We start from the raw sequence: 13828 nt of genomic DNA on the forward strand, positions 1-13828 counted from the left end.
GCATGGGCTACTGCGGTGACTTGATCATGTAGCCGACGCCGCGCACGGTGTGCAGCAGCGGGGTGCGTCCGGCGTCGATCTTCTTGCGCAGGTACGAGATGTACAGCTCGACCACCGACGACTTGCCGCCGAAGTCGTAGCTCCACACCCGGTCGAGGATCTGCGCCTTCGACAGCACGCGCCGCTCGTTGCGCATGAGGAAGCGCAGCAGCTCGAACTCCGTCGCGGTGAGCTCGATCTCGTCGTCGCCGCGCATCACCTCGTGGCTGTCCTCGTTGAGAGAGAGGTCGGCGACCCGCAGGATCGACTGCTCGTCCTCGGTCTGCCCCTGACCCGAGCGGCGGATGACGGCCCGCAGGCGCGCGATGACCTCTTCGAGGCTGAACGGCTTGGTGACGTAGTCGTCGCCGCCGGCGGTCAGCCCGGCGATACGGTCGGCGACGGCGTCCTTCGCCGTCAGGAAGACGACCGGCACGAGATTGCCGGATTCCCGCAGCCGGCGCAGCACGCTCATGCCGTCGAGGTCGGGCATCATGACGTCGAGCACCAGGGCATCCGGTTCGAAGTCGCGCGCCACCTGCAGGGCCTCCAGGCCCGAGGCCGCGGTGCGCACCTCCCAGCCCTCCATGCGCAGCGCCATGGCGAGCAGGTCGGTGAGCATCGGCTCGTCGTCGACGGCGAGGATGCGCAGCGGGGTTCCGTCAGGACGACGCAGGTCGGGATGCTCGGTGCTCATCGCTCCATTGTGCGCGCATCGACATCGAGATTCCCTTGGATCTCCTATGCGTCACCTGTGCAGGCTCATCGGTCGCTGTCGGGCGCGCGCTCATCGGGACGACGCAGGAGCGCCGCCCCGATCGCGCGGCGGGATCAGTGCGTGTCGACCGCGGGGATCTCGCTGCGGTCGCCCGACCACAGCGTGTGGAAGGTGCCTTCCTTGTCGATGCGCCGGTACGTGTGCGCACCGAAGAAGTCGCGCTGACCCTGGATGAGGGCGGCGGGCAGGCGCTCGGCGCGGATCCCGTCGTAGTACGACAGCGACGACGAGAACGCCGGAGCCGGGATGCCCGCCTGCGCGGCGGCGATGACGACCCGACGCCACGCGGCCTGACCGCGCGAGAGCGCCTCGGCGAAGTAGGGGGCGGTGAGGAGCGCGGGCAGGTCGGGTTCGCCCGCGTACGCCTCGGCGATGCGGTTGAGGAACTGGGCGCGGATGATGCACCCGGCGCGCCAGATCTTCGCCACCGCGCCGAGGTCGATGCTCCAGCCGTACTCGGCAGCGCCGGCGCGGATCTCGTCGAAGCCCTGGGAGTACGCGACGATCTTCGATGCGTACAGGGCGAGGCGCACGTCCTCGATGAAGGCGTCCACGTCGTCGACGACGAACTCGTCGGTTCCTGAGCCTGTCTCCTGGGTTCCTGAGCCTGTCGAAGGACCGGGCAGGTGCGCGGCGACCGCGCGCTGCTCGGGGTGCGACGAGAGCGAGCGGGCGAAGGTCGCCTCGGCGATGCCCGAGACGGGGACGCCGAGCGCGAGCGCGGTCTGCACGGTCCACGCTCCGGTGCCCTTGGCACCCGCCTGGTCGACGATGACATCGACGAGGGGCAGGCCGGTCTCCGCGTCGATCTGGCGCAGCACCTCGGCGGTGATCTCGATCAGGTACGACTCGAGCTCGCCGGTGTTCCACTCGGCGAAGATGTCGGCGATCTCGGCCGGCGACTTGCCCGTGCCACGGCGGATCAGGTCGTAGGCCTCCGCGATCAGCTGCATGTCGGCGTACTCGATGCCGTTGTGCACCATCTTCACGAAGTGGCCCGCGCCGCCGGTGCCGACATGCGTGACGCAGGGCTCGCCTTCGGCGACCGCGGCGATCGACTCGAGGATCGGGCCGAGGGTCACCCACGACTCGGCCGAACCACCGGGCATGATGCTCGGGCCGAGCAGGGCACCCTCTTCGCCGCCCGAGATGCCCGCGCCGACGAAGTTGATGCCCGTCTCGCGCACCGCCTTCTCGCGGCGGATGGTGTCGGGGAAGTAGGCGTTGCCGCCGTCGACGATGATGTCGCCCGGCTCGAAGACGCGCACGAGCTCGTCGATCACCGCGTCGGTGCCCAGCCCGGCCTTGACCATGATGATCGCCGTGCGCGGCTTCTGCAGCGATGCCGCGAACTCCTCGTACGAGAAGGTGGGCACGAAACCGGCGTCGGCGTGCAGCGCGACCAGGTCGTCGGTCTTCGCCCGCGAGCGGTTCAGCACGGCCACCGTGTTGCCCTCGCGGCTGGCGAGGTTGCGGGCCAGGTTTGACCCCATGACGGCGAGTCCGACGACTCCGATGTTGGCTGCTGCTGCTGTGGGCACAGGGATCTCCTCGGTGGTGAAGGGCGTGATCCCAGGGTATCGGTGCGCGACCCTCGGGCATCCCTTCGTTTCACCCGATCGGATGCCCGAGTCAGTCCTCGCGGTAGCCCGAGCGTCCCATCGCGTACATCGCGGCGAACGACGACACGACGCCGCCGACGGCGATCGCGCCGATGATCCAGAGGGTGACGTGCGACAGGAAGGCGGCATCGAACATGCCCACAGCCTATCGAGCTTTCGGGTACGATGGAGGAGTTCCTCGGCGAGGGAGCGCGTGCATGCGCGCATCCGTGATCGACGCGGTGACGTGAGCCCGGTGGTCGGCTGAATCCCTCAGCCGCGCAGCGTCTCGCCTCTTCGTGTCCGCACCGAGGCTTCCGAGACCATGACCATCGCGCGGCCCCGTCCCGCGTGCCTGAAGGAGAACAACATGTCTGACGAGAACAAGGTCGTCGCCGAGACCCGCACGAACTTCGGCAAGGGCTTCGCCCGCCGCCTGCGCGCCGCCGGCAAGATCCCCGCCGTGATCTACGGCCACGGCACCGACCCCGTGCACCTCGCGCTGCCCGGCCACCAGGTGTCGCTCATCATCCGCCGCGCCAACGCGCTGCTCAACCTCGAGATCGACGGCACCTCGCAGCTCGCGCTCGTCAAGGACGTGCAGAAGGACCCGGTGCGCCAGATCATCGAGCACATCGACCTGCTGGTCGTGAAGAAGGGCGAGAAGGTCGTCGTCGAGGTGCCGATCATCGTCACCGGCGAGTCGTTCAGCGGCACCATCGTGACCGTCGACCTCGCCACGATCAAGCTCGAGGTCGAGGCCACCCACATCCCCCAGCACCTCGAGGTCAGTGTCGAGGGTCTGGAAGAGGGCTCGCACATCACCGCCGGCGACGTGACGCTGCCCAAGGGCGCGGCGCTGCTCGACGAGCCCGATGTGCTGCTCGTCGCCGTCTCCCTCCCTGCCGCTGAGGTCGCCGAGGAGGGCGCTGAAGAGGCCGCCGCCTCGGCTCCCGCCGCGGAGGCCGCTGCGGAGTGATCCGCTGAGATGTCGACGGAGGGGGCGCGAGCTGATCGCGTCCCCTCCGTCATTTCCGCTGGAAAGGGACACGAATGACCACCACCTGGCTGATCGTCGGCCTGGGCAACCCCGGCCCTCGCTACGCGGCGACCCGCCACAACATCGGGCAGATGGTCGTCGACGAGCTCGCCGACCGTCGTGGCGAGCGGTTCCGCGAGCACAAGGCAGGTGCGCGCGTCGTCGAGACGCGGGTGCGTCCCGGCGGAGATCGCCTCGTACTGGCCAAGCCCAACTCGTTCATGAACGTCTCCGGCACCCCCGTCGCCGCCCTGGCGCGGTTCTACTCGGTGGCGCCCGAGAACGTGATCGTCGTGCACGACGAACTCGATATCCCGTTCGACAGCATCCGCATGAAGGTCGGGGGAGGGCACGGCGGGCACAACGGCGTCCGCGACATCGCGCGAACCCTCACGACCCCCGACTTCCTGCGCGTGCGTGCGGGCATCGGGCGTCCGCCAGGACGACAGGATCCGGCCGACTGGGTGCTCGCGCCGTTCGGTTCGGTCGAGCAGAAGACGCTGCCCGTCTTCATCTCGGACGCGGCGGATGCTGTGGAGCAGCTCGTCGACGAGGGGCTGCTGGCCGCGCAGCAGCGGCACCACTCGCGCTGACCCGCGCATCCGGTCGACGCAGACGGGCGCGAAGCGTCAGAACAGCGGATCGGTGGCGATGCCGTTGCCGATGCCGTACATGAGCGTCACGGCGAGGAAGAAGATCCCGGGGCCCAGCGCGGCGATCACGATCGCGGCGATGCCCATCCCTCGTCCACGTCGGCGGGCTACGGCGACGATTCCGCCGATCACCCCGAACAGCCCGAGCGCGGTGCCCAGCCAGAACATGATCTCCGCCCACAGCGTCTCGATGCGGACGGGGGAGAGGGCTGCGATCACGAAGTCACCGCTGCCGTTGACGAGATCGTCGACCGGGACGGCGAGCCCGATCTGCAGAGCGAGCACACCCGCCACGACGGGGGTGACGAGGGCGGCGATCAGCGCGGCCGCGAGCGACATCGCACCCAGGGCCCGCGACGGTGCCGGAGCGGGAGGTGCCGAGTAGCCGCCGACCGGCGCCTGGTATCCACCCACCGGCACGCGGTACGCACCGGGCGGTGGCGCCTGGGGAACCGGGACACCCTGGGGAACCGGGACACCCTGGGGAACCGGGACACCCTGGGGAACCGGGACACCCTGGGGAGCCGGGACACCCTGGGGAGCCGGGACACCCTGGGGAGGCAGCCCGGGGGGGACGAAGGGATCGGTCATCTCGCTCCTCAGACGCGGCGCAGCAGTCCGACGCGGTCGTAGACGTCGGCGAGGGTGGCGTCGGCGACCTCATCGGCCTTGGCCGCGTTCACCGCCAGCAGCCTGTCGAGTTCGGCCGGGTCATCGAGCAGGGCGATGGCGCGCTCTCGCACGGAACCGAACTCGTCGACGACGACCTCGGCCAGCCCCTTCTTGAAATCGCCGTACCCGCGTCCGGCGTATTCGTCTTCGATCGAGCCCACCTGACGCCCGGTGAGCGCGGCGTAGATCGTCAGCAGGTTCGACACCCCGGGCTTGTTCTCGCGGTCGAAGCGCACCGAGCCCTCGTTGTCGGTCACGGCGCGCATGATCTTCTTCGCCGACTTCGCCGGATCGTCGAGCAGCCACAGCACCCCGGCGTCGCTCTCGGCCGACTTCGACATCTTCGACGTCGGGTTCTGCAGATCGTAGATGCGCGCGGTGCCCTTCTGGATCACCGGGGTGGGCACCGTGAAGGTCGTGCCGAATCGGCTGTTGAACCGCTCGGCCAGATCGCGCGTCAGCTCGACATGCTGCTTCTGGTCGTCGCCCACCGGCACCAGCTCGCTCTGGTAGAGCAGGATGTCGGCGGCCATCAGCACCGGATAGGTGAACAGGCCGACGGAGGCGGAGTCCTGGCCGTAGCGCTGGGACTTGTCCTTGAACTGGGTCATCCGACCCGCCTCACCGAAGCCGGTGATGGTGCTGAGGATCCAGGCGAGTTCAGCGTGCGCGCGCACGTGCGACTGCACGTACAGCGTCGACTTCGACGGCTCGATGCCGGCGGCGATGTACTGCGCCGCCGTGCGACGGGTCTTCTCGCGCAGTTCGCTGGGGTCCTGCGGCACGGTGATCGCGTGCAGATCGACTACCGAGAAGAACGCGTCGTACGAGCTCTGCATGTCACGCCACTGCAGGAGCGCCCCGATGTAGTTGCCGGCCTGGAGGGAGTCGGCGGAGGGCTGCATTCCGGAGTAGAGGCGTGGTTTGGTCACGAAGCAATCCTATGCGGCTCGCGTCTCTGCGCTCGTTCTGGGCCCCTGAGCCTGCCGAAGGTCCCTGAGCCTGCCGAAGGGTCAGTACGTGTAGTCGACGATCACAGGTGCGTGATCGCTCCAGCGCTCCGCGTACGTCGCGGCGCGGGCGACCGAGTACCCGGTGGCGCGGGCAGCCAGGGGCGGGGTCGCGAGGTGGTAGTCGATCCGCCAGCCGCTGTCGTTGTCGAACGCCTTGCCCCGCATCGACCACCAGGTGTACGGCCCGGGAACCTCGCCGTGGTGTGCGCGGCCCACATCGATCCAGCCGAGCCCGAGCCCACCGCCCTCCGACGCGAACGAGCGGGTGTCGCTGAGCTGGCCGACCATCCCCCGGCCGACGCCCTCCTGGCCGACCACGCTCTCGCCTGCGGCGCCGAGGAAGCGGTCGAAATAGGCCCGCTCGCGCGCGAGGAAGCCGGACTTCTTCACGTTGCCCTTCCAGTTCAGGATGTCGAACGGGCGGTGGCCGACGTTGAGGTCGCCGGTGACGAGCGCATGCGCGTCACCGGCGCCGAGCTGCGCCATGCGCACGCTCATCGCGTCGAGGAACTTCCACTTCTCGTCCTGCTTCGGGGTGTCGGCCTCGCCGGAGTGCACGTACGCGCTGACGACGGTGAGTGGTGCCCCGCCGATCTCGAAGTCGGCTTCGATCCAGCGGCCCGCGGAATCGAAGTCGTCGGCGCCGAGCGCGGTGCGGCTGGCGAGAGCGGGGGTGCGGCTGAGCACCGCGACGCCGGCTCGACCTTTCGCGGTGGCCTTGTCGTGCACGATCTGCCAGTCGGGGAAGGCCGCTTCGAGGTGCTCGTCGTCGGCGCGCACCTCCTGCAGGGTGAGGATGTCGACGTCGGCCTGCTCGAGCCACGCGTGCATCCCGTTGCGGACGGCGGCGCGGACGCCGTTGACGTTGACAGAGGCGATACGCAGGTGGGGCATGGCATCCAGCCTAACGACGGGATCGGACATCCCGACGCGACCGTCGCACGGCAGTTGCTCGCAGCAGCGGCAGCGCTCCGCTGTCGCGCAGCGGCTCGTTGCGGTCGTCGGCGCTCAGGGCGATCCAGGATGCCGCCAGCAGGATCACCGCGGCGATCACGCGGCACCACAGCAGAAGCCCGACCATCACCGCGAAGGTCGCCAGCAGCGGGTTCCCCGGGGTGTGCGCCGCCAGCAGACCGGCGCCGAGCTGCAGCACGGCCACGGCGACGCCGCCCAGCACGGCTCCGGGCAGGATCCGCCGCCACCGGATCTCCGTGCCGGTCAGGAACCGCACCAGGGCGGCGATGGCCGCGACGTCGATGACGACCACGACCAGCGCCGACGAGATCGAGACGAGGGTGCGGGTCGTGGTGCCGGGCACCTCCTGCCCGAGCAGCTCGAGCAGCGCGCGCAGGGCCCACACGCCGCCGACGCTGATCGCCGCGCCGAGCAGCAGGCTCACCCCGAACACGAGTGCGGCCGCCGCGTCGCGCAGCTTCAGCAGCACGTAGCTGCGGGTGTCGAAGGGCAGGCCGAAGATGCCGCGCACCGCGCGACGGGTGAACGTGACCGCGCCGATCCCCGTCCACACCACGACGACCGCGGCGATGACTCCGGTGAGGGTGAACGCGCCGGTCGCGGAGCTCGCCACCCCCCGCACGGCATCCGGCTCCACGATCCCGTCGGCGCCGATGAAACCGGGGATGTAGCTGTTCACGATCCGGATCATCGTGTCGACCGCCGCGTCGCTGCCGCCGACCCAGAGCCCGGCGCCCGCGAAGGCGACGTAGAGCAGCGCGAACAGCGCGAACAGTGCCTGATACGCCATGCCGGCCGACAGCAGGAAGCCGTTGCGGCGCAGGAAGTGCCGCCACACCCGCACCGGGAACAGGGCGGCGATCCGCCTCCCCCACACAGCAGCGCGCCCGGCTGAACGAGTCAGTCGGGCGCGCATGGCTCTGGTTGCGCTCAGCGGGAGCCGCCGCGCAGGACGGCCTGCTTGACCTCGGCGATCGCCTTGGTGACCTCGATGCCGCGCGGGCACGCCTCGGTGCAGTTGAAGGTCGTGCGGCAGCGCCACACGCCCTCCTTGTCGTTCAGGATGTCGAGGCGCACGTCGCCCGCGTCGTCGCGCGAGTCGAAGATGAAGCGGTGCGCGTTCACGATCGCCGCAGGACCGAAGTACTGCCCGTCGGTCCAGAAGATCGGGCACGACGAGGTGCACGCGGCGCACAGGATGCACTTCGTGGTGTCGTCGAAGATCGCCCGGTCGGTGATCGACTGCACGCGCTCCTTGCCCTTCTCGGGCGCGGAGTTCGCGATGAGGAACGGCTGCACCTCGCGGTAGGACGCGAAGAACGGCTCCATGTCGACGATGAGGTCCTTCTCGAGCGGAAGGCCCTTGATGGCCTCGACGTAGATCGGCTTCGAGATGTCGAGGTCCTTGATCAGCGTCTTGCAGGCCAGGCGGTTGCGGCCGTTGATGCGCATGGCATCCGAACCGCAGATGCCGTGCGCACACGAGCGGCGGAACGACAGCGAGCCGTCGACCTCCCACTTGATCTTGTGCAGCGCGTCGAGCACGCGGTCGGTCGCGTACAGCTCGACGTCGTAGTCGACCCAGCGCGGCTCCTCGTCGACCTCGGGGTCGAAGCGGCGGATGTTGAAGGTGACCAGGAAGGACTGCACTCCCGAGTCGTTCGCGGCGTCAGCGTGTGCCTCTACGACATCGGTCATGATCAGTACTTCCTCTCCATGGGCTGATAGTTCGTGATGACCACGGGCTTCCAGTCCAGTTTGATGTGGTCGGTGGCGTCGGACGAGTGCGCGTCGCCCACGAGGTAGGCCATCGTGTGCTTCATGTAGTTCTCGTCGTCGCGCTTCGGGAAGTCGTCGCGCATGTGACCGCCGCGGCTCTCCTTGCGGTTGCGCGCGGCGTAGACGACGACCTCTGCGATGTCGAGCAGGAAGCCCAGCTCGACGGCCTCGAGCAGGTCGGTGTTGAACCGCTTGCCCTTGTCGTCGACGTGGATGTTCTTGTAGCGCTCGCGCAGCTCCTCGATGACGCCGAGCACGTGAGTCAGCGACTCCTCGGTGCGGAACACCTGGGCGCCCTTGTCCATCTCGTCCTGCAGTGTCTTGCGCAGCACGGCGATGCGCTCGGTGCCCTGGTTGTTGCGCAGACCCTCCACCATGTCCTTCACGAACGCGGCGGGGTTCTCCGGCAGCGGCACGAAGTCGGCGGTCTTGACGTATTCGACGGCGTTGCGTCCGGCGCGCTTGCCGAACACGTTGATGTCGAGCAGCGAGTTGGTGCCCAGGCGGTTCGAGCCGTGCACCGACACGCACGCGCATTCGCCGGCGGCGTACAGGCCGGGCACCACGGTCGAGTTGTCGGAGAGCACCTCGGCATCGTTGTTGGTCGGGATGCCGCCCATCGCGTAGTGCGCGGTCGGCATCACCGGCACGGGCTCGACGACCGGGTCGACGCCCAGGTAGGTGCGGGCGAACTCGGTGATGTCGGGCAGCTTGGTCTCGAGCACCTCGGCGCCCAGGTGCGTGCAGTCCAGCAGCACGTAGTCCTTGTGCGGGCCGGCGCCGCGACCGTCGAGCACCTCCTGCACCATGCTGCGTGCGACGATGTCGCGCGGTGCGAGGTCCTTGATGGTGGGCGCGTAGCGCTCCATGAAGCGCTCACCCGAGGCGTTACGCAGGATGGCTCCCTCGCCGCGCGCGCCCTCGGTGAGGAGGATGCCGAGGCCGGCCAGGCCCGTCGGGTGGAACTGGAAGAACTCGAGGTCCTCGAGCGGCAGCCCCTTGCGCCAGATGATGCCGACGCCGTCACCCGTGAGGGTGTGCGCGTTCGACGTGGTCTTGAAGATCTTGCCGAAGCCGCCGGTCGCGAAGATCACGGCCTTCGACTGGAACACGTGCAGTTCGCCGGTGGCGAGGTCGTATGCGACGACGCCCGCGACCTGCGTGGCGCCCGCGGCGTCCTTCACGGTGATCAGGTCGAGCACGTAGAACTCGTTGAAGAAGTTGATGCCGAGCTTGACGCAGTTCTGGAACAGCGTCTGCAGGATCATGTGACCGGTGCGGTCCGCCGCGTAGCAGGCGCGGCGGACGGGAGTCTTGCCGTGCTCGGCGGTGTGACCGCCGAAGCGACGCTGATCGATCTTGCCGTCGGGCGTGCGGTTGAACGGCAGACCCATGTTCTCGAGGTCGATGACCGCGTCGATGGCCTCCTTGGCGAGGATCTCCGCCGCATCCTGATCGACGAGGTAGTCACCGCCCTTGACCGTGTCGTAGGTGTGCCACTCCCAGTTGTCGTCCTCGACGTTCGCGAGGGCCGCAGCCATGCCGCCCTGCGCCGCACCGGTGTGCGAACGCGTGGGGTACAGCTTCGTGATCACGGCGGTCTTCGCGCCGGGACCGGCCTCGATGGCCGCCCGCATGCCGGCGCCGCCGGCGCCCACGATGACGATGTCGAACTGGTGGTAGTGCACGCCGTCGCGCACGACGGAGTCAGAGGTCTGCGTAGTCAATGATCTGCCTTCTTCGCTTACTTGCCCAGTGCCTGGCAGGTCTCCCACATCGCGCCGTCTTCGAAGACGCCCGCGCAGGGATCGAACGTGAACACCACGAGGGTGCCGAGGATGATGAGGAGCGCCGCCGCCAGGCCCAGCGCCCAGACGAGAGCCGTGCGGACCTTCTCGTGGGTGACGTAGTCGTTGACGATCGTGCGCATGCCGTTGGAGCCGTGGATGAGCGCGAGCCACAGCATCAGCACGTCCCACCACTGCCAGAACGGCGTGGCGTACTTGCCCGCGACGAAGGCGAAGTCGACCGCGTGGATGCCCTCGCCGACCATGAGGTTGACGAACAGATGGCCGAAGATGAGCACGACGAGCAGCACGCCGGAGCCGCGCATGAACAGCCAGCCCCACTTCTCGAGGTTGACGCCGCGCTGGCGACGGGCGGGTGCGATGGTCTGGGCGGACATCAGTTGCCCCCTCCGAATCCGGCGAACGCGAGCATGAGATGACGCGGCACGAAGCCCGCCATGATCACGGCCCAGACGCCGAGGACGATCCAGAACAGGTGACGCTGGTACTGCGCGCCCTTCGACCAGAAGTCGACGACGATGATGCGCAGTCCGTTCATCGCGTGGAACGCGATGCCGGCGACCAGCACCACCTCGCCGAACGCCATGATCGGGTTCTTGTACGCGCCGATGACGACGTCGTAGGCCGCGGGCGACACGCGGATGAGCGCCGTGTCGAGGACGTGCACCAGCAGGAAGAAGAAGATCGCGACGCCCGTGATGCGGTGCAGCACCCACGACCACATGCCTTCACGGCCCCGATACAGTGTGCCGCGTGGAGACCTCGATGTGGTCTCCGAAACCGACGGTGTCAAGCGTGTGCTCGTGGACACGTCGTCCTCCCTGATCGATGAGACGTCGTGCATGCATCCGGGCACGCCCGACCTCACTCATCCTATTCCTGTCAGAAGGCTGAAGGCGACGAAGGGCACCCTTAGCGCCCGGGTCGCCTATTCCTGTCAGAAGGCTGAAGGCGACGAAGGGCACCCTTATCGGCCGGGCTCGGTGGGAGACACCCCGGCTAAGGTGTGACGCATGGCGCGAATCGACGACTTCTACGCGGTCATCCCGGCTGGTGGCATCGGCAGCCGGCTGTGGCCGCTGTCGCGGGCGGATGCCCCGAAGTTCCTTCACGACCTCACCGGCTCGGGGCACTCGCTGCTGCGCGACACGTGGGATCGCCTGGAGCCCCTCGCCGGAGCGGACCGCATCGCCGTGGTCACGGGGCGGGCGCATCGCGCCGCCGTGGAGGCTCAGCTGCCCGGCATCCCGGACGCCAACGTCTTCCTCGAATCGGAGCCGCGCGAGTCGGCGGCGGCGATCGGGCTGGCCGCCGCGATCCTGCATCGTCGCGACCCCGACGTCATCATCGGATCGTTCAGCGCCGACCACGTGATCCGCGGCACGCGCGTCTTCGAGTTCGCCGTCCGCGACGCCGTCGAGGTCGCGCGGGAGGGCTACATCTGCACGATCGGGATCAGCCCGACCGAGCCCGCCATCGGCTTCGGCTACATCAAGAAGGGGGAGGAGCTCGTCGTCGACGGGGCCCGCGAGGCGGCTCTCGTGGAGCGCTTCGTCGAGAAGCCCGACCTCGAGACGGCGAAGGCGTATGTCGCCGACCGCGAGCACCTCTGGAACGCCGGCATGTTCATCGCCAAGGCGAGCGTGCTGCTCGACGAGCTGCGGATCAACGAACCCGAACTGCACGCGGGGCTCATGGAGCTCGCCGAGGCCTGGGACGACCGCGACCGGCGGGGCCCTGCGGTCGACCGCATCTGGCCGAAGCTGAAGAAGATCGCCATCGACTACGCCGTGGCGGAGCCTGCCGCCGAGCGCGGACGTCTGGCCGTGGTGCCGGGGCACTTCGACTGGGACGACGTCGGCGACTTCGCGTCGCTCACGAAGCTCATCACCAACGGCCGCAAGAACGACCTCGCGGTGCTCGGCCCGAGGGCGCGCGTGCTGTCGGATGCCGCCAGCGGCATCCTCGTGTCGCAGACCTCGCGCGTGATCAGCCTGGTCGGGGTGCAGGACATCGTCGTGGTCGACACCGACGACGCGCTGCTGGTGACCACGGTCGAGCACGCGCAGCGGGTCAAGGGTGTGGTCGAGTCGCTGAAGCTCACCGGCCGGGGCGACGTGCTCTGACAGCGCTGTCGCAGATGGCCATGCTGCAGGGCGGTCATCATTGCAGGTTTGTAACCTTTCGCCAGCACTTCTGAGCATGACGTGCGTCACGCGCGTAACACTGGGTAACCTCGAGCGATCCGCGATGTCCGCGGAGATCACCCGGGAGGCATGAGTGTCCATCTCCATCACCAAGAAGCTGCTCGGCGTCACCGTTGCCGCCGGCGTCGTCCTGAGTCTCGCCGCGTGCGGCCAGGCACCCACAGACAAGCCAGGCGCCAGCGGGGGCAAGACCGAGTCCGACTTCCTGCCGTGCATCGTCTCCGACATGGGCGGCTTCGACGACAAGTCGTTCAACCAGCTCTCGTTCGAGGGCGCCAAGAAGGCCGCTGACGAGCTGGGCGTCAAGCTCAAGGATGTTCAGTCGAACGCCGAGACCGAGTACGGCCCGAACATCACCAACCTCGTCGACGAGGGCTGCAACGTGATCGTCGCCGTCGGCTTCGCGCTGTCGCAGGCGACCGTCGAGGCCGCCACCGCGAACGAGGACATCGACTTCATCCTCGTCGACGACGCCGCCGACAACGACTTCGACGGCAAGAAGGACGCCGACAACGTCAAGCCGCTGCTGTACGACACCGCTGAGGCCGCATTCCTCGCGGGCTACCTGTCGGCCGGCTACTCGAAGACCGGCAAGGTCGGCACCTTCGGTGGCATGGAGTTCCCGACCGTCACCATCTTCATGGACGGCTTCAAGCAGGGCGTCGACCACTACAACGAGGTCAAGGGCAAGGACGTCCAGGTCGTCGGCTGGGACGGCAAGACCGGCTCGTTCACGGGTGGCTTCGAGGCGAACCCCGACGCCAAGCAGGTCGCGGTGAACATCCTCAACCAGGGTGTCGACGTGATCCTCCCCGTCGGCGGCCCGATCTACCAGTCGGCGCAGCAGGCGATCAAGGAGTCCGGCAAGGACATCGCCCTGATCGGCGCGGACGCCGACCTGTTCGAGACCGACCCGTCCACCGCCGATGTGGTGCTCACCTCGGTGCTGAAGGCCATGGACCTCTCGACCTACGAGGCCGTGCTCTCCAGCGGTGAGGGCGAGTTCGACGCCGAGGCGTACATCGGCACGCTCGAGAACAAGGGCGTCGGCATCGCCGATCTGCACAACTTCGCCGACAAGGTGGACTCGGCGCTGCAGGACGAAGTCAAGCAGCTGCAGCAGGACATCATCGACGGCAAGGTCGAGGTCACCTCGTACCTGAGCAAGTAAGGCTCCTGGATCGGGGAGGTCGGCGGAAGCCGGCCTCCCCGTTTCTGCCTGAACAGGAGTCGGCGAATGCCGGCTTCCCTGTTTCTGCCTGAA

At 68.2% G+C, this 13828-nt stretch carries 15 protein-coding genes; 4 read left to right on the forward strand and 11 right to left on the reverse strand.

Annotation, left to right across the window (positions count from 1 at the left end; translation table 11 throughout):
- Positions 1 to 7: 7 nt before the first annotated feature.
- The 3 genes from ACWIDW_RS11490 to ACWIDW_RS11500 form a co-directional block, all read right to left on the reverse strand.
- Positions 8 to 736 carry a response regulator transcription factor gene (locus ACWIDW_RS11490; protein WP_313355454.1) on the reverse strand — a complete coding sequence of 243 codons (729 nt, stop codon included), beginning with the start codon at positions 734 to 736 and terminating at the stop codon, positions 8 to 10.
- A 134-nt stretch (positions 737 to 870) separates the two neighbouring features.
- Complete coding sequence (gene gndA, locus ACWIDW_RS11495) at positions 871 to 2358, reverse strand: NADP-dependent phosphogluconate dehydrogenase (RefSeq protein WP_454125417.1); 1488 nt, start codon at positions 2356 to 2358, stop codon at positions 871 to 873.
- 91 nt (positions 2359 to 2449) lie between these two features.
- Positions 2450 to 2575: a hypothetical protein gene (locus ACWIDW_RS11500; RefSeq protein ID WP_454125419.1), complete on the reverse strand. Its 126-nt coding sequence runs from the start codon at positions 2573 to 2575 to the stop codon at positions 2450 to 2452.
- A 213-nt stretch (positions 2576 to 2788) separates the two neighbouring features.
- Here ACWIDW_RS11500 and ACWIDW_RS11505 point away from each other — a divergent pair, with 213 nt between their 5' ends.
- Positions 2789 to 3397, forward strand: coding sequence for a 50S ribosomal protein L25/general stress protein Ctc (locus ACWIDW_RS11505; protein WP_454125421.1), 609 nt, complete (start codon positions 2789 to 2791; stop codon positions 3395 to 3397).
- Positions 3398 to 3471: 74 nt separating this feature from the next.
- Positions 3472 to 4050 carry an aminoacyl-tRNA hydrolase gene (pth, locus tag ACWIDW_RS11510; protein WP_454125423.1) on the forward strand — a complete coding sequence of 193 codons (579 nt, stop codon included), beginning with the start codon at positions 3472 to 3474 and terminating at the stop codon, positions 4048 to 4050.
- A gap of 36 nt (positions 4051 to 4086) precedes the next feature.
- Here the strand turns inward: pth and ACWIDW_RS11515 are convergent, their stop codons facing one another.
- The 8 genes from ACWIDW_RS11515 to sdhC all read right to left on the reverse strand — a co-directional run bounded on the left by ACWIDW_RS11515 (position 4087) and on the right by sdhC (position 11201).
- Positions 4087 to 4524 (reverse strand): hypothetical protein, encoded by a 438-nt coding sequence (locus tag ACWIDW_RS11515; protein WP_454125425.1) that lies wholly within the window; start codon positions 4522 to 4524, stop codon positions 4087 to 4089.
- Positions 4525 to 4709: 185 nt separating this feature from the next.
- Positions 4710 to 5714, reverse strand: coding sequence for a tryptophan--tRNA ligase (gene trpS / locus ACWIDW_RS11520; protein WP_454125426.1), 1005 nt, complete (start codon positions 5712 to 5714; stop codon positions 4710 to 4712).
- An 81-nt stretch (positions 5715 to 5795) separates the two neighbouring features.
- On the reverse strand, positions 5796 to 6689 hold the full coding sequence (locus tag ACWIDW_RS11525; protein WP_454125428.1) for an exodeoxyribonuclease III: 894 nt from the start codon (positions 6687 to 6689) through the stop codon (positions 5796 to 5798).
- Positions 6690 to 6699: 10 nt separating this feature from the next.
- The gene (locus ACWIDW_RS11530; protein ID WP_454125430.1) at positions 6700 to 7686 is read right to left on the reverse strand and encodes a YihY/virulence factor BrkB family protein; all 987 of its coding nucleotides are present in this window, start codon (positions 7684 to 7686) and stop codon (positions 6700 to 6702) included.
- Positions 7687 to 7700: 14 nt separating this feature from the next.
- Positions 7701 to 8468, reverse strand: coding sequence for a succinate dehydrogenase iron-sulfur subunit (locus ACWIDW_RS11535; RefSeq protein ID WP_454125432.1), 768 nt, complete (start codon positions 8466 to 8468; stop codon positions 7701 to 7703).
- Positions 8469 to 8470: 2 nt separating this feature from the next.
- Positions 8471 to 10276 (reverse strand): succinate dehydrogenase flavoprotein subunit, encoded by a 1806-nt coding sequence (gene sdhA / locus ACWIDW_RS11540; protein ID WP_454125434.1) that lies wholly within the window; start codon positions 10274 to 10276, stop codon positions 8471 to 8473.
- A gap of 17 nt (positions 10277 to 10293) precedes the next feature.
- A complete protein-coding gene (locus tag ACWIDW_RS11545) occupies positions 10294 to 10734 on the reverse strand; it encodes a succinate dehydrogenase hydrophobic membrane anchor subunit (protein ID WP_454125435.1) in 441 nt (146 codons plus the stop codon).
- Positions 10734 to 11201, reverse strand: coding sequence for a succinate dehydrogenase, cytochrome b556 subunit (sdhC, locus tag ACWIDW_RS11550; RefSeq protein ID WP_454125437.1), 468 nt, complete (start codon positions 11199 to 11201; stop codon positions 10734 to 10736). Before sdhC ends, ACWIDW_RS11545 begins: the two co-directional genes overlap by 1 nt.
- A 169-nt stretch (positions 11202 to 11370) precedes the next feature.
- Between sdhC and ACWIDW_RS11555 the strand changes: the two genes are divergently transcribed.
- Together ACWIDW_RS11555 and ACWIDW_RS11560 are read left to right on the forward strand one after the other, a co-directional pair.
- Positions 11371 to 12483: a mannose-1-phosphate guanylyltransferase gene (locus ACWIDW_RS11555; protein ID WP_313355429.1), complete on the forward strand. Its 1113-nt coding sequence runs from the start codon at positions 11371 to 11373 to the stop codon at positions 12481 to 12483.
- Positions 12484 to 12637: 154 nt separating this feature from the next.
- Complete coding sequence (locus tag ACWIDW_RS11560) at positions 12638 to 13735, forward strand: BMP family lipoprotein (RefSeq protein WP_454125439.1); 1098 nt, start codon at positions 12638 to 12640, stop codon at positions 13733 to 13735.
- Positions 13736 to 13828: the final 93 nt, after the last annotated feature.

The sequence above is a fragment of the Microbacterium sp. NPDC055312 genome (genome assembly GCF_053645675.1).

Bases quoted from the DNA above. Each gene is read 5' to 3' on its own strand.
- sdhC (WP_454125437.1), bottom strand. From the start codon at position 11,201: ATGCACGACGTCTCATCGATCAGGGAGGACGACGTGTCCACGAGCACA.
- ACWIDW_RS11500 (WP_454125419.1), bottom strand. From the start codon at position 2,575: ATGTTCGATGCCGCCTTCCTGTCGCACGTCACCCTCTGGATCATCGGC.
- pth (WP_454125423.1), top strand. From the start codon at position 3,472: ATGACCACCACCTGGCTGATCGTCGGCCTGGGCAACCCCGGCCCTCGC.
- ACWIDW_RS11530 (WP_454125430.1), bottom strand. From the start codon at position 7,686: ATGCGCGCCCGACTGACTCGTTCAGCCGGGCGCGCTGCTGTGTGGGGG.
- ACWIDW_RS11525 (WP_454125428.1), bottom strand. From the start codon at position 6,689: ATGCCCCACCTGCGTATCGCCTCTGTCAACGTCAACGGCGTCCGCGCC.
- ACWIDW_RS11490 (WP_313355454.1), bottom strand. From the start codon at position 736: ATGAGCACCGAGCATCCCGACCTGCGTCGTCCTGACGGAACCCCGCTG.
- ACWIDW_RS11555 (WP_313355429.1), top strand. From the start codon at position 11,371: ATGGCGCGAATCGACGACTTCTACGCGGTCATCCCGGCTGGTGGCATC.
- ACWIDW_RS11535 (WP_454125432.1), bottom strand. From the start codon at position 8,468: ATGACCGATGTCGTAGAGGCACACGCTGACGCCGCGAACGACTCGGGA.
- ACWIDW_RS11505 (WP_454125421.1), top strand. From the start codon at position 2,789: ATGTCTGACGAGAACAAGGTCGTCGCCGAGACCCGCACGAACTTCGGC.
- ACWIDW_RS11545 (WP_454125435.1), bottom strand. From the start codon at position 10,734: ATGTCCGCCCAGACCATCGCACCCGCCCGTCGCCAGCGCGGCGTCAAC.